Here is a 17,415-nt window from a genome sequence, read left to right as displayed (position 1 = left end):
GCTCATGCGGACTACGCTGGACTGCCGCGCTTTGTGTGCCTTGCTGGCAGCTCGCGGCAGGACTACGCTCCGTCCCCGCAACAACGATGTTCGGAGAGATCAACCATGTCGCCAGCGGAAGCGCGCCTGAAGGAAGTGCCGTCGAACATGACGGAGGCCGAGTGGCAGCAACGGGTCAATCTCGCCGCCTGCTATCGCCTCGTCTCGCTCTACGGCTGGGACGATTTGGTCGACACCCACATCTCCGCGCGCGTGCCCGGCCCCGACCATCATTTCCTCATCAATCCCTACGGGCTGATGTTCGACGAGATCACGGCGTCGAGCCTGGTCAAGGTCGATCTGCACGGCAACCAGCTCTCCGAGAGCGAGTACAGCATCAACCCCGCCGGTTTCACCATCCATTCGGCGATCCACGAGGTGCGCGAGGACGCCATCTGCGTGCTGCATCTCCACACCCTCGACGGCACCGCGGTCTCGAGCAGCGCCGAAGGGCTGCTGCCGCTGAACCAGACCGCCCAGCTCGTCACCCACGACCTCGCCTATCACGACTACGAAGGCATCGCGCTCGACCACGACGAGCGGCCGCGGCTGCAGAAGGACCTCGGCGACCACAACCACATGCTGCTGCGCAACCACGGCACGATGACGGTCGGCCGGTCGGTGGCCTCGGCCTTCGAGCGCATGTATCACCTTGAGCGGGCCTGCTCGATGCAGGTACGTACGCGCGCGCTGGGCACGCCGGTCTATCCGGTCGACGATGTCGCGATCGACAAGAACACCGAGCTGCTCGCCAACCGCGACCGCGCCGAGTTGCGCGCCACCAACCTCGTGTGGCCGCCACTGCTGCGCAAGCTGGACCGCGAGCTTCCGGGCTACCGCTCTTGAGATTTTCGGGATTTGGTGTAGGGTAGGTCTCAACACCCTCTACACATTTTCGGAATGAAACGCCGCCCAATTCCGGGCGGCGTTTTTATTTGGCCCCGTCATTGCGAGGAGCGAAGCGACGAAGCAATCCAGGCTGTCTCTGCGGAGAGATTCTGGATTGCTTCGCTACGCTCGCAATGACGAGGACAGAGCGCCCGCTACTTCACCTCCGCCAGCGCCGCGAGGATGCGCGCCCAGGAACGGATGCCTTTCTGGAAGCTGCGGAGGTCGTATTTCTCGTTCGGCGAGTGGATATTGTCGTCGTCGAGGCCGAAACCCACGAGCAGCGAGTCGAGCCCCAGCGTGCGCTTGAAGTCCGCGACGATCGGGATCGAGGCGCCCGATCCCATCAGCACGGTCTCCTTGCCCCATTCCTCGGTCAGCGCGGTCTTGGCCGCGGCAAGCGGCTTCATGTTCCAGTCGAGCGCAATCGCGGGCCCGGCAGAGTGGTCGCCGAACTCGACCTTGCAGTCCCCCGGAATGCGCGCAGTCACGTACTCACGGAAAGCTTTGCGGATCTTCGCGGGATCCTGGCCTTCGACCAGCCGGAACGAGACCTTGGCCGATGCGTGCGACGGGATCACCGTCTTCGAGCCCTCACCGATATAACCGCCCCAGATGCCGTTGACGTCACAGGTCGGACGCGTGGAAGCCTGCTCGACCAGGAGCCTGCCCTTCTCGCCGGCCGGTATCGATAGTCCAACCGGCTTAAGGAACGTGTCCGGCGTGAAATCGAGCTTCTTCCACTGCGCGAGAATGTCCGACGGCGTGTCCTTCACCCCGTCATAGAAGCCGGGAATGGTGATACGGTTGTCATCGTCGAACAGCCCGCCGAGAATTTTGGTCAGCACCCGGATCGGGTTCATCGCGCTGCCGCCGAACACGCCGGAATGCAGGTCGCGATTGGCGGCGGTGATCTTGAGCTCCTCATAGAGCAGACCGCGCAGCGAGGTCGTGATCGCGGGCGTGTTGCGGTCCCACATGCCGGTGTCGCAGACCAGCACGTAGTCAGCCTTAAACTCGTCCTTGTTGGCTTCGATGAAGGGCACGAAGTTCTTCGAGCCGACTTCTTCCTCGCCTTCGATCAGGAAAGTGACGTCGATCGGCAGCGATCCCGTCACCTTCTTCCAGGCGCGGCAGGCCTCGACGAAAGTCATGACCTGACCCTTGTCGTCCTCGGCGCCGCGCGCCACGATGATCTTGCGGCCGTCGGCATGGTCGGTCACAACAGGCTCAAATGGCGGACGGTGCCAGAGCTCGATCGGATCGACCGGCTGCACATCATAGTGGCCGTAGAACAGCACATGCGGCCGGCCGCCCGCGACGCTCTTGCCAACGACCGCGGGGTGGCCGGCGGTCGGCCTCACTTCAGTCGCAACGCCGAGGCTCGCGATGTCCCTGGCAAGATGCTCGGCCGCCGCCTTGCAATCGGCCGCGAAGGCCGGATCGGCGGAGATCGACTTGATCCGCAACAGCGAGAACAGGCGCTCCAGGCTGTTGTCGAACTCCTTGTCGATGTGGTCGAGCACGGATTGAAGCTGCGCATTTGCCATTGTCGTATTCCCTGCGTTCGAATCCCAAGACGTCGGGGCTCAAGCTGTCTTCTCAAGAACTATCGGCTTTTAGCGCTGCCGCGGCGTTGGGGCCAGCCGCAACCGGCGGATGCCGGATGTGCCATGCGAGACTAGCTGCGAGGACCGCTGTGGCGACGAGGTTATTGCCCCAAGCCTGAAAGACATTGGGAAACCACGGCAGTGCCAGCAGCATGAGCATGCCGGCGGCGCCAAGGGAAAGCCAGGTTCCCAGGCGCACGTTCGCCCGCTCGTCGAAGGCGGCACGATGCATCAGCACCGTCATCGGGAAGAACAGCCACATGAAGTAGTATTGCCGCGCCAGGGGCGATGCCACCGTCATCAGGCAGAACAGGATGCCGAGCTCCTCGGCGTCCGAGCGCGCCGTACGCCGCGCTTGCCGTGGCATGACCGCGACGAAGCCCAATCCGAGCAAGGCCGACAGCGCCAGCACGATCCAGTTCGCCGTCCTGAAATCGACGTCGATGACATTCATCGTGCGCGGCGGCTTGTTGGAATCCTCCTGATTGTAGTTGATCGGCCGGACCAGCCGGTGCGTGACGGCAATGAGTGACTGGTTCACCCACGACCAGTTCTGCTCGTCGCGCTGGCCAAATCCTTTTTCCGAGCTCGACCCGACCATGCCCTGATACCAGGTCTTGACCTCGGCGGCGTTGCGCTCGAAGCCGCGTATGGGGGCCGGCACGATATAGAGAAGCATGCCGGTGAAGGCGACAGTAGCGACGGCGGCTCCCCAGTTTCGACGCCAGACCAGATAGGGCAGCACCGCAATGGGAAACACCTTGATGGCGGTGGCGAGCGCGAACATCAAGCCTGCGAGCCAGGAGCGTTGATGCTGCAAGCTCCAGAAGCCGTAGAGCATCATCGCCAGCAGCACGAGGTTCGGCTGGCCAAGATCGAACATGTCGAACACGAAGGTCACGGTGACGAGAGCCGGCAGCGCCTCCAGCCAGGGGCCAGGCGTGCGGCCCGAACCGGTCATGGCGTTGGAGAGCATCCCGGTGTACCACCACGCCGTAATATTCAGGATCGACAGCACGCTGTAGAGCGCGATCTTGCCGAACCAGCTCGGGATCGCCAGCAGGATCGCCGGCAGCGGTGGGTAGATGAACTCGAAGTACGCACCGATGTCGCCGGGATAGAGCGGCCCACCCTTTAAGACCTGCTGCCCGGCCCAGTACCACAGGCCATAGTCCTTGGTTTTGCCGTGCCCGAAGATCTCGGGTCCGAGGACATCGGCAGCCAGGATGAAGCAGCAGAGCAGGAAGAGCAGGTCGAGCGGCGCACGCAACGACAGGTTTCGGAATGCGCCGGGTCGGACGAAAGATTCAGGTGAGGTCACGATGTGGTCCAGTCAGGGGCCATAGCACCTAGCAGACCAACGGACGCTTGGAGAGTCCTGATCACCCGAATTTGTACCCGCCGCGCACAAGCGGCGGGTCTGCGGATGAATTGCCTCAAACGAGGCTTTCTGCCTACCTGCGCAGCAAGCCGCCGAGCGCGCCGCGGACCAGTGTGCGGCCGATCGAGCCACCAAGCTGGCCGGCGACCGACTTGCCGATATTGGCGGCCATCCCCCCGATCACCTGATTGGTGACCGATCGGGTCATGTCGCGCGCGATGACCTGCCCCGTCGAGAGGCGGCCGCGCTTGACGTTGGTACCGAAGATGGTGCCGACGATCGAGCCGATCTGGCCGAGGATGCCGCCGCCTCCATTTCCGCCAGCCGCGCCTGGATCGGCAGTCGCAGCCGTGCCGGCAATGCGCTTCTGGATCATCTCGTAGGCGGACTCCGCATCGACGGCGGTGTCGTATTTGCCCTTCACCGGGCTTGCATCCATGATCGCCTTGCGCTCTTCCGGCGTGACCGGTCCGATCCGGGCCGATGGCGGCCGGATCATCACTCGCTCGACCATCGCCGGCGTGCCGTTGCCTTCGAGAAAGGACACCAGCGCCTCGCCCTTGCCGAGCTCCATGATCACCTTGGCAGTGTCGAGCTTCGGGTTGGGCCGGAAGGTCTGTGCCGCGGCGGCGACCGCCTTCTGGTCGCGTGGGGTGAAGGCGCGGAGCGCGTGCTGCACCCGGTTGCCCAATTGTCCGAGCACGCGGTCGGGCACGTCGACCGGGTTTTGCGTGACGAAATAAACGCCGACGCCTTTGGAGCGGATCAGGCGCACCACCTGCTCGATCTTGTCCATCAGCGCCTTGGGCGCGTCGTTGAACAGCAGATGCGCCTCGTCGAAGAAGAAGACCAGCTTCGGCTTGGGCAGGTCACCGGCCTCGGGCAGCTCTTCGAACAGCTCCGACAGCATCCACAGCAGGAATGTCGCGTAAAGCCGTGGGCTCTGCAGCAGCTTGTCGGCGATGAGGATGTTGACCATGCCGCGGCCGTCGCGGTCGGTCTTCATGAAGTCTTTCAGCGTCAGCGCCGGCTCGCCGAAGAATTTGGTGGCGCCCTGATTCTCCAGCACCAGAAGCTGGCGCTGGATGGTGCCGACAGTGGCCTTGGTGACGTTACCAAAACCCTGCGCCGCCTTCTTGATCTCGGCAAGCGGACTCTCCTCGGCATCCGCCCCCTTCTTGCCGGCGTCGGGCACGATGGCATCGAGCAGCGCGCGCAGATCCTTCATGTCGATCAGCGTCAGCCCGTTGTCGTCGGCGACGCGGAAGGCGACGTTGAGCACGCCTTCCTGCACATCGTTCAGGTCGAGCATACGTGCGAGCAGCAGCGGGCCCATTTCCGTGACGGTCGCCCGCACCGGGTGGCCCTGCTCGCCGAACACGTCCCAGAACACCGTCGAGAACTGGTCGGGCTGGAACGTCAGTCCCATCTCGGTGGCGCGCTTGACGATGAAATCTTTGGCTTCGCCGACTTCGGAGATGCCTGAGAGGTCGCCCTTGATGTCGGCCGCGAACACTGGAACACCAGCGCGCGCAAATCCTTCTGCCATCACTTGCAGCGAGACCGTCTTGCCGGTTCCGGTTGCACCCGTGACGAGGCCGTGGCGATTGGCGAACGCCAGCGTCAGCCATGCCTGCTCGCTTCCTTTACCGACAAAGATCTTGTCGTCGGTATCACCGAGCTTGCTGTCCTGTGCGGTCATTATGCCCTGATCTCTCTGCCTTGTTTCGCATATCGAAACTCGAATGCACCAGTTCCGTAGTTTAACGCATATCGCGCGCTGATTGAAACCATTCAACGCGCCCCGGGCATACGACATCGTCGGAAACATGCGAGTGACATCCGCCGAAAGTAGGAACGACGCATTCGCATCGCGGCATTTTTCTGCCGATTTCATCTCCGCCCTTGCATCGCTGCAACACTTCTCGCGCGTTCGAGAATGAATCGGAACGTTGATGGCGTTCATCGCTTGTATTTCACATCACACCGGCTCAAGATCATTTTCGAAAGCAATACTCCGGCATGTGAACCGACTGAGGGGCGGCCATATGGACGAGCTGATCGGGCGGCTGGCGACAAACGCCAGCATAGATGGTGCTGTCGCTGAAAAGACCGTCGGCATTATCCTGGGCTTCCTCCGCAACGAGGGTCCTTCCGACAGCGTCCAGGTCCTGATCGACCAGATTCCAGGTGCAGAAGCGGCAATCGAGGCGTCCCGCAGCGGCGCAGGACTGTCGCGGCTGATGGGCGGCGGCTTGATGGCGGTCGGCACGCGCCTGATGGGCCTGGGACTTGGCATGGCCGAGATTCAGAACATCGCCCGTGAACTTTTTCGCTTCGGCCGAGACAAAATCGGAGCGGATCAGATGGGCAAGATCATCGCGGGGACCCCGGGCCTCAGCCAGTTCGCCTGACGCCTGCGCATTTCACATCGAGTATCATGACATATCCGATCTCCGAGATTGAGGGCCTGTCGACCTTTGCCGCCAACAAGTTGAAGGCGCAGGGTATCCGCACCACCGATGCGTTGCTCGAGGCGGCTTCGACCGTGAAGGGCCGCAAGGCGCTCTCCGCCAAGACCGGCATCAGCGAGCAGTTGCTGCTGGAATGGGCCAACGTCTCCGACTACATGCGCATCCCCGGCATGGGCCGGGCCAAGGTCGGCCTGGTCCGCGCCGCCGGCGTCACCACCGTGCGCGAGCTCGCCTACCGAAATCCGGCAAGGCTGGCCCAGAGCATGCGGGATGCCAACGAGAAGAAAAAGCTCCTCCGCATCCTGCCCTCGGAAAAGTCGGTCGGCGACATCATCGCCAAGGCGAAAAAGCTGCCGCCGAAGATTTCGTATTGATCCGGGGACAAGGCTGGGCAGATAGAGCACCGCTCCTTCCCGGTCGTCATTGCGAGCGCAGCGAAGCAATCCAGAGTCCCTCCGCAGCGGCAGCCTGGATTGCTTCGCTACGCTCGTAATGACGGAGCGTGGCAAGAGCATCGCGCCCTCACCGGCCCCGGAGTGCATTGGGCGACTGGATCGCCCCCCAATCCCGCCTTGAATCCCCCCTCCCCGACCGCTAAAGCGGGCCGCATGAATGCCTCGCCCTCTCCATCCGTCCCGGCGGCCGGTTCACTCGGGCCTGACGTGCTGCGGACGCTGCTGGAGCGGCCGATCCCGGCGGTGATGGGCGTGCTCAACGTCACTCCGGATTCATTCTCCGACGGCGGCGAATTCATCGCGCCCGAGCAGGCGCTCGCGCGGGCACGGGCGATGATCGAGGCCGGGGTCGACATCATCGATATCGGTGCCGAGTCCACCCGGCCCTACAAGGGCGCTCGGCCGGTCACGGCGCAAGACGAGCTGGCGCGGCTGCGGCCGGTGCTATCGGAGATCGTGGCGCTCGGTGTGCCCGTCTCGATCGACAGCATGAAGGCGGAAGTGGTGGCCTTCGCGCTCGATCAGGGCGCGGCGATTGCAAACGACGTCTGGGGCCTGCAGCGCGATGCCGCCATGGCGCCGCTGATTGGCGCGAGAAGCGCCCCCGTCATCGTCATGCACAACCGCGACAGCGTCGATCCCGCCATCGATATCGTCGTGGACATGAAAGCGTTTTTCCTGCGTTCGCTGGAGATCGCGGCAAAAGCCGGCATCGCCCGCGACAAGATCGTGCTCGATCCCGGCATCGGCTTCGGCAAGACAGCCGAACAGAGCATGATTGCGCTGGCGCGACTTCGCGAGCTCGACATGTTTGGCCTGCCGATCCTCGTTGGCGCCTCGCGAAAACGCTTCATCGCCTCGGTGTCGCCGTCGGGGCCGACAGAGCGGCTCGCCGGCTCGATCGCCGCGCATCTGATCGCCGCGCAGCGCGGCGCGAAAATCATCCGGACACACGACGTCGCCGAGACCTTGCAGGCCCTGCGAGTGGCGCACGCAATCGAGAGCAAGCCATGACCGATACGATCTTCGTGAGCGGCCTGTCGATCCATGCCCGCCACGGCGTGATGGAGCACGAGACCGAGGTCGGCCAGCGTTTTGTCATCGACCTCGAGCTCTATACCGACCTGTCGGAACCGTCGCGCAGCGACCGGCTCGCCGACACCGTGTCTTACGCCGACGTCGTGGCGACGACCACCGCGGCCTTCAAGAACACCAATTACAAGCTGCTGGAGCGCGCGGCCGGCGCGGTCGCCGATGCCATCCTGTCGCACTTCCCGCGTATCCGCGCCGTGAAGATCACCGTGCACAAGCCGCATGCGCCGATCGCCGCGATCTTCGACGACGTCGGAATCATGCTGACGCGTTCGCGGCACCCCTGACATGGCAAGCGTTCTGATCGCGCTCGGCGGCAATGTCGGCGATGTCCGCGCGACGTTCCAGAAGGCGATCGCCCATATCTGCGGCATGGCCCAGGCTGCGTTGATCGCGCGCTCGTCGGACTATGCGACGCCGCCCTGGGGCGACGAGGACCAGGCTCCCTTCATCAACGCCTGCGTCGAGATCGACACCAGCCTCGATCCGCATGCGCTGCTGTTCGTGATGCAGAAGGTCGAGCAGAAATTCGGCCGCTCGCGCGATAAGCAGCGGCGCTGGGGCCCGCGCACGCTCGATCTCGACATGATCGCCTATGACGATGTGTCGATGCAGAAGCCCGATCTGACCCTGCCGCATCCGCGCCTGTTCGAGCGCGCCTTTGTGCTGGTGCCGCTGGCCGAGATCGCGCCCGACCGCGTGATCGCAGGCATTCGTGTCCGTGACGGTCTCGCCAGCGTCTCGACACAAGGCATTGAGCGGCTTCCGGATACCGGTTAACCAAAAACAACCGTTTGCAGGGACGGCCGGCCGTGGCAATTTCGCCTGCGAACAACAAGATTTTTCGGGAGCCCTTCGCCGCATGACCTCCGCGACCGACGACCTGCCGCTGGCGGCGGATTTTCCCAAGGCGACCGTCGACGACTGGCGCAAGCTGGTGGATGGCGTGCTGAAGGGCGCGCCATTCGAGAAGCTGGTCGCCAAGACCTATGACGGCATCAGGATCGATCCGCTCTATCCGCGCGCCAAAGGCGTTGCGCCCGTGGTGGGACGGCCGGCGGCCGCGCCCTGGCAGATCATGCAGCGGATCGACCATCCCGATGCAAGTGCGGCGAATGCGCAGGCACTGACCGACCTCGAAAATGGCGCGACAGGGCTTGCGCTGGTGTTCGCCGGCGGCAACGCCGCTCACGGTTTCGGGCTGGAACCGACCGCAGACGCAGTCGCAAAGATCTTGAAGGATATCCATCTCGATGCCGGCATCGGGCTGGAGCTCGAGATCGGCCCGCAATCGCGGATGGCGGCGATCCACGTCGCGGAATATGTGAAGAGCAACGGCATCGATCCCGCGGCCTGCGGCATCCGCTTCGGGCTCGACCCGCTCGCGGCCGGCGCGGTGTGGGGCCACAGCCCCTATACCTGGGACGAGATCGTTCCGGCCGTCACCGGCGGCATCAAGGGCCTCGCCGCGCTCGGCTTCAAGGGACCGTTCGCATCAGCCGACGGACGCGTCGTCCACGATGCCGGTGGCTCGGAGGTGCAGGAGCTCGCCTTCGTGCTCGCCTGCGGCATCGCCTATTTGCGCGCGATCGAGGGCGCGGGCGTTCCGCTGGAGCAGGCGCAGGGCATGGTCTATGCGCGGCTTGCCGCGGATGCAGATCAGTTCCTCACCATGGCAAAATTCCGCGCCTTGCGGCTGCTGTGGGCGCGTATCGAGACGGCGTGCGGGCTCGCGCCAAAACCGCTGTTCATCGCCGCCGATACCGCCTGGCGCATGCTGACGCAACGCGATCCCTATGTGAACATGCTACGCGCGACCATGGCGACGTTTGCGGCCGGCCTTGCCGGCGCCAACGCGATCACCGTGCTGCCGCATACGCTGGCGCTCGGCCTGCCCGATCCGTTCGCGCGGCGCGTGGCGCGCAATACGCAGCTCGTGCTGCTGGAAGAGAGCAATCTCGCCAAGGTCAGCGATCCCGCGGCAGGCGCAGGCGGCATCGAGACGTTGACGGGCCAGCTCTGCGACGCCGCCTGGGCGCTATTCCAGGAGAGCGAGAAAGCCGGCGGCGCCTTCGCTGCGCTTCAGCAGGGCCTGTTCCAGAGCAAGGTCGCGGCCGCGCGAAAAGCCCGCGACGCCAACATCGCAAAACGCCGCGACGTGCTGACCGGCGCCAGCGAGTTTCCGAACCTGCACGAGAACGAGACGATGGTGCTGAAGGCGACGCCGATCGCGCTGGCGCCTTATGGCGAGCAAAAATACAAGTTCGACGCGCTGCCGCCGATCCGGCTGGCGGAACCGTTCGAGGCACTGCGCGACAAATCCGATGCGGCGTTGAAGGCACACGGCGCGCGGCCGAAAGTGTTCTTGGCCAATCTCGGCACGCCCGCCGATTTCACGGCGCGCGCGACCTTTGCCAAGAGCTTGTTTGAGACCGGCGGCATCCAGGCCGTCGACAGCCAGGCCGTCGACAGCCAGGGCTTCGCCGATTCGGCCAAGTTAGCTGCCGCCTTCAAGGCCTCCGGTGCCGGGCTCGCCTGCCTTTGTTCCAGCGACAAGGTCTATGCGGAACACGCCGAAGCCGCGGCGCAGGCCCTGCAAACCGCCGGCGCCCGACTTATCTATCTGGCAGGCCGCCCGACCGATGCCGAGGCGGCGCTGCGTGCAGCCGGCGTCACCGGTTTTGTCTTCGCCGGGGGCGACGCGCTTGCGACATTGCAAGACACGTATCGACGGATGGAGCAGGCATGACCGAAGCCAGCAAACCAGTTCTCACCGGCGGCTGCCAATGCGGGGCAGTGCGCTTTGGAGTCACGACGGCGCCGAACAGGGTTTCGATCTGTCACTGCCGGATGTGCCAGAAGGCGAGCGGGGCGCCGTTCGCTTCCTTTGCCGACATCAACAAGACGGACTTTGCATGGACCAAGGGCAAGCCGTCGTTCTTCCGCTCCTCCTCCATCGCCGAGCGCGGCTTTTGCGCCGCCTGCGGCACGCCGCTAAGCTTTGGCCGCATCGACGGCGACCGGATCGAGATCATGACCGGCGCGTTCGACCGCCCCGATCACGTGGTGCCGACGCGGCAGTTCGGTTCCGAGTCCCGTCTCGGCTGGGTGGTCGGGATCGCCAATCTACCAAGCCAGACCACGCAGCAAAATTACGGGCCGGAGAAGATGGCAACCATCGTCAGCCATCAGCATCCCGACCATGATTGAGCGCCCATGATATGGTTGAAACCATGAGCCGCATTCCTGATTTCGCAGACATCGCCTTCGAGCGCACCACAAGCGCCGCGCCATCAGGCAGCGCCGAGCCGTGGCTGACGCCCGAGGGCATTCTGGTGAAGCCCGCTTATGGCGAGGCCGACCTGGCCGGGCTCGACTTCCTCGAGACTTATCCGGGCATCGCGCCTTATCTGCGCGGCCCCTACCCGACCATGTATGTCAACCAGCCCTGGACCGTCAGGCAATATGCCGGCTTCTCCACGGCGGAGGACTCCAACGCGTTCTACCGCCGCAATCTCGCGGCCGGACAGAAGGGCCTCTCGGTCGCGTTCGATCTCGCCACCCATCGCGGCTATGACAGCGACCATCCGCGCGTCGGCGGCGACGTCGGCATGGCCGGCGTCGCCATCGATTCCATCTACGACATGCGCACGCTGTTTGCGGGGATTCCCCTCGACCAGATGAGCGTGTCCATGACCATGAACGGCGCGGTGCTGCCGATCCTCGCGCTCTACGTTGCGGCCGCCGAGGAACAGGGCGTGCCGCCGGAGAAGCTCTCAGGGACCATTCAGAACGACATTCTGAAAGAGTTCATGGTGCGCAACACCTATATCTATCCGCCCGCGCCTTCGATGCGGATCATCTCGGACATCTTCGCCTACACCTCGCAGAAGATGCCGAAATACAATTCGATCTCGATCTCCGGCTATCACATGCAGGAGGCCGGGGCGACGCAGGACCTCGAACTCGCCTATACGCTGGCCGACGGCGTCGAATATCTGCGGGCCGGCCTTGCAGCGGGCCTCGATGTCGACCGCTTCGCCCCGCGGCTGTCGTTCTTCTGGGCGACCGGGATGAACTTCTTCATGGAAGTGGCCAAGATGCGCGCCGCGCGGCTGCTCTGGGCGAAGCTGCTCAAGCCCTTCAATCCGAAGGATCCACGCTCGCTGTCACTGCGCACGCATTGCCAGACATCCGGCTGGTCGCTGACCGCGCAGGACGTCTTCAACAACGTGATGCGCACGACGGTGGAAGCGATGGCGGCGACGCAGGGCCACACCCAGTCGCTGCACACCAACGCGCTCGACGAGGCGCTCGCTTTGCCGACCGACTTTTCGGCGCGCATTGCCCGCAACACGCAGCTCTTCCTGCAGCAGGAGAGCGGCACCACCCGCATCATCGATCCCTGGGGCGGCTCGTATTATGTCGAGCGGCTGACACGCGACCTCGCCGCCAAGGCCTGGAGCCACATCCAGGAGGTCGAGGAACTCGGCGGCATGGCCAAGGCGATCGAGGCCGGCGTACCGAAGCTGCGCATCGAGGAAGCCTCCGCCAAGACCCAGGCCCGCATCGATGCCGGCAAGCAGGCGGTGATCGGGGTCAACAAATACAAGCCGACGGACGAAGCTCCGATCGATATCCTCAAGGTCGACAATACCAATGTCCGCCGGCTCCAGATCGACAAGCTGACGCGGCTGAAGTCCGAACGCAACCAGAAGTACGTCGAGGCCGCGCTCGCCGCGCTGACGCGCTCGGCCGGCGAAGGCAACGGCAATCTGCTGGCGCTCGCCATCGACGCCGCGCGCGCGAAGGCAACCGTCGGCGAAATCTCGGACGCGATGGAGAAGGTGTTCGGCCGGCACCGCGCCGAGATCAAATCCATCACCGGCGTCTACAAGCGGGAGGCGTCCAGCATGGGTAACCGGGTCGAGAAAGTTCAGGCGCTGATCGATGCCTTCGAGGAGGCGGAAGGCCGCCGTCCGCGCATCCTGGTCGCAAAAATCGGTCAGGACGGTCACGACCGCGGCCAGAAGGTGATCGCGTCGGCCTTCGCCGATATCGGCTTCGATGTCGACATCGGGCCGCTGTTCGCGACTGCCGACGAAGCCGCGCGCCAGGCGGTCGAGAACGACGTCCACATCCTCGGCGTTTCCTCGCTCGCGGCCGCCCATCTCACAGCCGTGCCCGAACTGAAAGCCGCGCTGAAGAAGCAGGGCCGCGACGACATCATGATCATCGTCGGCGGCGTGGTGCCGCCACAGGATTACGACGCGCTCTACGCGGCCGGCGCCGAAGCGATCTTCCCACCGGGCACGGTGATTGCGGACGCGGCCGAGGAGCTGATCCGCAAGCTGAACGCGCGGCTCGGGCATAGCGAGGCGGCGGAGTAGGTCGCCATCGCTCTTTGAAAGGACAGTGCGTGATATTTTCCGCGCCAGCGTTCATGCGCGCGCTAGCTGTGGTCGCAGCTTGCAGCGCGTTGTTGGCTACTGCCCATGCCGCCGATCCCAAGCCCGACGCGGTCATCAAGACCAAGAGCATCGAGGCGCGTGTCTTCCTCGACGACAAGGTCAAGGTCGATGCGGCGCTGGCGGCCGACTGCCTGACGGAAGGCAAGAAGTGGCTCGACAAGAACGCGGCGGAAGCCGCCGCCTCGCGCAAAGAGGATCCGCAGTTCTTCAAGGAAGGCGGCTGGGACTTTGAGCGCAAATATGCGGTCCGCTCCGTCGTCGCCGACCGCTATGTCAGCATTCTCCGCAACGACTACATGGACACCCACGGCGCCCATCCCAATTCCGACGTGAACACGGTCGTGTGGGACAAGACCGAAGGCAAGCGCATCTCCATCCGCCCGTTCTTCACCGAGACCGCCGACAACGGCCCGGCCATGAAGGCGATGGTGCAGGCGGTGATCGCCTCACTGAAAATCGAGAAGAAGAAGCGCGGCGCCGGCGAGACCGCGACCGACGAGTGGTTTAAGGAGCTCGCACCGAGCCTGCTCAAGATCGGCGCGGTGACGCTCGCGCCCTCAACCGACGCGGGCAAGAGTTCCGGGCTCACCTTCCACTATCCGCCCTACGCAGTCGGCCCCTACGCCGAGGGCGAATATGTCGCGTTCGTGCCGTGGGAAGCGCTGAAGCCCTATCTCACCGCGGAAGGCACTCGCATCTTCGGCGGCTCGCGGCCGAAGAGCGACGCGGACGAGCCGCAGTGATCGTGTTGAGCTACAAGTTGCTCGCAGAGCGTTGGTAGCGCTACCTTGCAGGGGCGCTGCAAAGCCGACTAGAATGTCGCCATTGACAAGAGCGCCCGAAATCATGGGCGCCGCTGGGAGGCATTGATGTCCAAGATTACGCGCCGCACCTTTGCGGCTTCATCTGCCGCAGTCGCGGCATCCGCCGCATTCGGCCTCACACCCGCACTTGCACAAGCGTACCCGGCGCGGCCCGTCACCGTGATCGTGCCTTGGGGCGCGGGCGGCGGTACCGACGCGACTGCGCGCATTGTCGCGGCGCTTCTGGAGAAGGATCTCGGCCAGCCCTTCAACGTGGTCAATCGCACCGGCGGCTCCGGCGTCGTCGGCCATACCGCGATCGCGACCGCGCAGCCCGATGGCTACACCATCGGCATGCTCACGGTCGAAATCTCGATGATGCACTGGCAAGGGCTGACCGAGCTGGCGCCGAAGAGCTACACCCCGCTGGCGCTGATGAACGAAGATCCCCCGGGCATCCAGGTCTCCTCCTCCTCGCCTTACAAGACGGTGAAGGAACTCGCCGAAGCCATCAAGGCGGCCCCTCCCGGCAAGTTCAAGGCTTCCGGCACCGGCCAGGGCGGGATCTGGCACCTCGCGCTGGTCGGCTGGATGCAGGCGATGGGCCTGCCCGCCAACCAGGTCGCCTGGGTGCCGTCGAACGGCGCCGCACCCGCGATGCAGGACCTCGCCGCCGGCGGCCTCGACCTCACTACCTGCTCGGTGCCGGAAGCCCGCGCCATCATCGAGGCCGGCAAGGCCAGGAGCCTTGCCATCATGGCGCCGGCGCGCAATCCGATCTTCAAGGACGTGCCGACGCTGAAGGAGGCGATGGGCATCGACTACGCGACCGGCGCCTGGCGCGGCATCGCCGGGCCGAAGAACCTGCCGCCGGAGATCGCAACCAAGCTCACCGCGGCGCTGCAGAAGGTCTACGACTCCGCCGAGTTCAAGGACTTCATGAGCAATCGCGGCTTCGGCACGGTGTGGGGCGATGCCGGCCAGTTCGCAAGCTTCATGGACAGGGGCGACGCCCAGATGGGCGAAGCGATGAAGGCGGCGGGTCTGAGCAAGGCGTGACCCTGGGATCATTTCCCGACTACACGCGCTGATCGCCTCTCTCTCCTCCCGCGCGGGGAGAGAGAGAATACCTCACATAGGATTCTCCCATGCGTCTTCCCGACTCGGTCACGGGATCGTTTCTCGTCGTGCTCGGCACAGCAGCCGCCTATGGCGGCTGGCTGCTGCCGCCGGTGCCCGGGCAGCCGGTCGGTCCCAACGTATTTCCGCTCGTGATCGGCATTGGGCTTGCGCTGTGCGGGCTCGCGATCGTGTTCGGGATCGGCCACACCTTCGAGGAGGCGGAAGAGCTGATCCCGCTCGAGGATGGCCAGGCAGCGGCTGCCCCGCCGCCGCAGGGAAAGTTGTACGGCCTGCGCGCGCTGCTGCCCCCGGCGCTGCTGCTGTTCTACGTGGTCGCGGCCGACCGCCTCGGCTTCATCGTCACCGCGGCGATCATGGTCTACGTCACCTCGACCGCGTTGGGGGCGAAGTGGAAGCTGGCGCTGCCGCTCGCAGCGCTGTCGCCGTTCGCCATCCACCTGATCTTCGGCAAGCTGCTGCGCGTGCCGCTGCCCGCCGGCCTGTTGCCGACGCCCTGGTGATCCCATGCTGAAAACCCTGATTGAAGCGTTCGCACTGATCTCCACCTGGGAGGTCATCATCGCGATGTTCGCAGCCTCGGTGTACGGGCTCGTGATCGGCTCGCTGCCGGGCCTGTCGGCGACGATGGCAACCGCCCTGCTCGTTCCCGTCACCTTCTACCTCTCGCCGATCGCGGCGATCGCGACCATCGTCGCGGCGTCCTCGATGGCGATCTTCTCCGGCGACATTCCCGGCGCGCTGCTGCGCATCCCGGGAACGCCCGCCTCCGCCGCCTATGCAGACGAGGCCTACGCCATGACCCGCAAGGGACAGGCCGAGCTGGCGCTCGGGGCCGGCGTGTGGTTCTCGGCCGTCGGCGGCATCGCCGGCGTGCTGTCGCTGATGATCCTGGCGCCGCCGCTGGCCGAGATCGCGCTGTCGTTTTCGACCTTCGAGTATTTCTGGCTGGCGCTGCTCGGCCTGATGTGCGCGACGTTGGTGGCGCGCTCCTCGCCCGTGAAGGCGATCGCCGGCATGTTCCTCGGCCTGCTGGTCTCCTGCGTCGGCATCGAAAATCCCGGCGGCGTGCCACGCTTCACCTTCGGCCTCACCGATCTGTTCGGCGGCATCGAGCCGATCCCCGCGCTGGTCGGCGTGTTCGCGGTGGCCCAGGTGATGCGCGCGATGCTGACCCCCGAGCCTCCGCCGCTGCCGCGGCGCAAATTCGGAAGCATCATGGCCGGCCAGTGGAAGCTGACCAAGAAATACCATTGGCAGATGACGCGCGGAAACATCGTCGGCATCATCATCGGCGTGCTGCCCGGCGCCGGCGCCGACATGGCCGCTTGGGTGTCCTACGCGATGTCAAAGCGCTTCTCCAAGGAACCGGAAAAGTTCGGCACCGGCCATGTCGAGGGCCTGGTCGAGGCCGGCGCCAGCAACAATGCCAGCATCGCCTCGGGCTGGGTGCCGTCATTGCTGTTCGGCATCCCCGGCGACACCATCGCCGCGATCGCGATCGGCGTGCTCTACATGAAGGGGCTGAACCCCGGACCGACGCTGTTCACCGAGAAAGCGTCGAGCATGTACGCGATCTATCTGATGTTCATCATCGCAAACATTTTGATGATCCCGCTCGGCATCGCCATGATCCGGGTTGCCGCCTACATCCTGCTGGCACCGCGCTCCGCTATCATGCCGATCATCATGCTGTGCTGCGCGGTCGGCTCGTTCGCGATCGGCAACAACATGTTCGGCGTCGTCACCGTCGCCGCCTTCGGCGTGATCGGCTATGTGATGGAGGCGAACGGCTATCCCGTCGCGGCGATGGTGCTCGGCATCGTCATGGGCACCATGGTCGAGCAGGCTTTCGTCACCTCGCTGATCAAGTCGGACGGCAGCATTTTGCCGTTTTTCGAACGCCCGGTCGCTGCGATCCTCGCCGCCATGGCGATCGGGGCGCTGCTGTGGCCGGTGATGGTCTGGGCGTGGCGGAAGGTGAAACCGGTGCGGACGGGGGTGGCGGCGACATCCCGGTGATATCGGGCGGGCGGCCCTCGCCTGCCCCGCGGGGGCGTTG

General features: G+C 64.7%; 16 protein-coding genes. 13 read left to right on the top strand and 3 right to left on the bottom strand.

Annotated features, from left to right (window positions below; all coding sequences use genetic code 11):
- Positions 1 to 105 precede the first annotated feature (105 nt).
- The gene (locus IVB41_RS01810) at positions 106 to 885 is read left to right on the top strand and encodes a class II aldolase/adducin family protein (RefSeq protein ID WP_007593534.1); all 780 of its coding nucleotides are present in this window, start codon (positions 106 to 108) and stop codon (positions 883 to 885) included.
- 197 nt (positions 886 to 1,082) lie between these two features.
- Here IVB41_RS01810 and IVB41_RS01805 read toward each other — a convergent pair whose 3' ends face one another.
- The 3 genes from IVB41_RS01805 to IVB41_RS01795 all read right to left on the bottom strand — a co-directional run bounded on the left by IVB41_RS01805 (position 1,083) and on the right by IVB41_RS01795 (position 5,620).
- Positions 1,083 to 2,477: a M20/M25/M40 family metallo-hydrolase gene (locus IVB41_RS01805; protein WP_247359876.1), complete on the bottom strand. Its 1,395-nt coding sequence runs from the start codon at positions 2,475 to 2,477 to the stop codon at positions 1,083 to 1,085.
- Between the two features lie 52 nt (positions 2,478 to 2,529).
- The gene (locus tag IVB41_RS01800; protein WP_247359877.1) at positions 2,530 to 3,858 is read right to left on the bottom strand and encodes a glycosyltransferase family 87 protein; all 1,329 of its coding nucleotides are present in this window, start codon (positions 3,856 to 3,858) and stop codon (positions 2,530 to 2,532) included.
- 133 nt (positions 3,859 to 3,991) lie between these two features.
- Complete coding sequence (locus IVB41_RS01795) at positions 3,992 to 5,620, bottom strand: helicase HerA-like domain-containing protein (RefSeq protein WP_247426123.1); 1,629 nt, start codon at positions 5,618 to 5,620, stop codon at positions 3,992 to 3,994.
- A gap of 346 nt (positions 5,621 to 5,966) precedes the next feature.
- Here IVB41_RS01795 and IVB41_RS01790 point away from each other — a divergent pair, with 346 nt between their 5' ends.
- From IVB41_RS01790 to IVB41_RS01735, 12 genes are all read left to right on the top strand, one after another.
- Positions 5,967 to 6,332 carry a DUF2267 domain-containing protein gene (locus IVB41_RS01790; RefSeq protein WP_247426121.1) on the top strand — a complete coding sequence of 122 codons (366 nt, stop codon included), beginning with the start codon at positions 5,967 to 5,969 and terminating at the stop codon, positions 6,330 to 6,332.
- 26 nt (positions 6,333 to 6,358) lie between these two features.
- On the top strand, positions 6,359 to 6,766 hold the full coding sequence (locus IVB41_RS01785; protein ID WP_211382897.1) for a DUF4332 domain-containing protein: 408 nt from the start codon (positions 6,359 to 6,361) through the stop codon (positions 6,764 to 6,766).
- Between the two features lie 234 nt (positions 6,767 to 7,000).
- Positions 7,001 to 7,861, top strand: a complete 861-nt coding sequence (folP, locus tag IVB41_RS01780) for a dihydropteroate synthase (protein WP_247426119.1) — start codon at positions 7,001 to 7,003, stop codon at positions 7,859 to 7,861.
- The gene (folB, locus tag IVB41_RS01775) at positions 7,858 to 8,226 is read left to right on the top strand and encodes a dihydroneopterin aldolase (protein ID WP_027516901.1); all 369 of its coding nucleotides are present in this window, start codon (positions 7,858 to 7,860) and stop codon (positions 8,224 to 8,226) included. Before folP ends, folB begins: the two co-directional genes overlap by 4 nt.
- A 1-nt stretch (position 8,227) precedes the next feature.
- Positions 8,228 to 8,719 (top strand): 2-amino-4-hydroxy-6-hydroxymethyldihydropteridine diphosphokinase, encoded by a 492-nt coding sequence (folK, locus tag IVB41_RS01770; RefSeq protein WP_247426117.1) that lies wholly within the window; start codon positions 8,228 to 8,230, stop codon positions 8,717 to 8,719.
- A gap of 82 nt (positions 8,720 to 8,801) precedes the next feature.
- Positions 8,802 to 10,688 (top strand): methylmalonyl-CoA mutase subunit beta, encoded by a 1,887-nt coding sequence (locus tag IVB41_RS01765; RefSeq protein WP_247426115.1) that lies wholly within the window; start codon positions 8,802 to 8,804, stop codon positions 10,686 to 10,688.
- Positions 10,685 to 11,149 carry a GFA family protein gene (locus IVB41_RS01760; protein ID WP_027569053.1) on the top strand — a complete coding sequence of 155 codons (465 nt, stop codon included), beginning with the start codon at positions 10,685 to 10,687 and terminating at the stop codon, positions 11,147 to 11,149. The genes IVB41_RS01765 and IVB41_RS01760 overlap by 4 nt, the downstream gene beginning before the upstream one ends.
- A gap of 23 nt (positions 11,150 to 11,172) precedes the next feature.
- Positions 11,173 to 13,329 carry a methylmalonyl-CoA mutase gene (scpA, locus tag IVB41_RS01755; protein ID WP_247426113.1) on the top strand — a complete coding sequence of 719 codons (2,157 nt, stop codon included), beginning with the start codon at positions 11,173 to 11,175 and terminating at the stop codon, positions 13,327 to 13,329.
- A 53-nt stretch (positions 13,330 to 13,382) separates the two neighbouring features.
- Positions 13,383 to 14,153: an RsiV family protein gene (locus IVB41_RS01750; RefSeq protein WP_247426111.1), complete on the top strand. Its 771-nt coding sequence runs from the start codon at positions 13,383 to 13,385 to the stop codon at positions 14,151 to 14,153.
- A gap of 126 nt (positions 14,154 to 14,279) precedes the next feature.
- Positions 14,280 to 15,272, top strand: a complete 993-nt coding sequence (locus IVB41_RS01745; protein ID WP_247399231.1) for a tripartite tricarboxylate transporter substrate binding protein — start codon at positions 14,280 to 14,282, stop codon at positions 15,270 to 15,272.
- An 89-nt stretch (positions 15,273 to 15,361) separates the two neighbouring features.
- Positions 15,362 to 15,856, top strand: a complete 495-nt coding sequence (locus tag IVB41_RS01740; protein WP_247399234.1) for a tripartite tricarboxylate transporter TctB family protein — start codon at positions 15,362 to 15,364, stop codon at positions 15,854 to 15,856.
- A gap of 4 nt (positions 15,857 to 15,860) precedes the next feature.
- A complete protein-coding gene (locus tag IVB41_RS01735) occupies positions 15,861 to 17,375 on the top strand; it encodes a tripartite tricarboxylate transporter permease (protein WP_027569048.1) in 1,515 nt (504 codons plus the stop codon).
- Positions 17,376 to 17,415: the final 40 nt, after the last annotated feature.

Origin of the sequence: Bradyrhizobium sp. 44, from assembly GCF_023073095.1 — a bacterium.
Taxonomy (GTDB): Bacteria; Pseudomonadota; Alphaproteobacteria; order Rhizobiales; family Xanthobacteraceae; genus Bradyrhizobium.
This window is presented reverse-complemented; position numbering and strand designations above follow the sequence as displayed.

Bases quoted from the DNA above. Each gene is read 5' to 3' on its own strand.
- IVB41_RS01745 (WP_247399231.1), top strand. From the start codon at position 14,280: ATGTCCAAGATTACGCGCCGCACCTTTGCGGCTTCATCTGCCGCAGTC.
- folP (WP_247426119.1), top strand. From the start codon at position 7,001: ATGAATGCCTCGCCCTCTCCATCCGTCCCGGCGGCCGGTTCACTCGGG.
- IVB41_RS01735 (WP_027569048.1), top strand. From the start codon at position 15,861: ATGCTGAAAACCCTGATTGAAGCGTTCGCACTGATCTCCACCTGGGAG.
- IVB41_RS01760 (WP_027569053.1), top strand. From the start codon at position 10,685: ATGACCGAAGCCAGCAAACCAGTTCTCACCGGCGGCTGCCAATGCGGG.
- folK (WP_247426117.1), top strand. From the start codon at position 8,228: ATGGCAAGCGTTCTGATCGCGCTCGGCGGCAATGTCGGCGATGTCCGC.
- IVB41_RS01750 (WP_247426111.1), top strand. From the start codon at position 13,383: ATGCGCGCGCTAGCTGTGGTCGCAGCTTGCAGCGCGTTGTTGGCTACT.
- IVB41_RS01795 (WP_247426123.1), bottom strand. From the start codon at position 5,620: ATGACCGCACAGGACAGCAAGCTCGGTGATACCGACGACAAGATCTTT.
- IVB41_RS01810 (WP_007593534.1), top strand. From the start codon at position 106: ATGTCGCCAGCGGAAGCGCGCCTGAAGGAAGTGCCGTCGAACATGACG.
- IVB41_RS01785 (WP_211382897.1), top strand. From the start codon at position 6,359: ATGACATATCCGATCTCCGAGATTGAGGGCCTGTCGACCTTTGCCGCC.
- IVB41_RS01805 (WP_247359876.1), bottom strand. From the start codon at position 2,477: ATGGCAAATGCGCAGCTTCAATCCGTGCTCGACCACATCGACAAGGAG.
- IVB41_RS01740 (WP_247399234.1), top strand. From the start codon at position 15,362: ATGCGTCTTCCCGACTCGGTCACGGGATCGTTTCTCGTCGTGCTCGGC.
- IVB41_RS01790 (WP_247426121.1), top strand. From the start codon at position 5,967: ATGGACGAGCTGATCGGGCGGCTGGCGACAAACGCCAGCATAGATGGT.
- scpA (WP_247426113.1), top strand. From the start codon at position 11,173: ATGAGCCGCATTCCTGATTTCGCAGACATCGCCTTCGAGCGCACCACA.
- folB (WP_027516901.1), top strand. From the start codon at position 7,858: ATGACCGATACGATCTTCGTGAGCGGCCTGTCGATCCATGCCCGCCAC.
- IVB41_RS01765 (WP_247426115.1), top strand. From the start codon at position 8,802: ATGACCTCCGCGACCGACGACCTGCCGCTGGCGGCGGATTTTCCCAAG.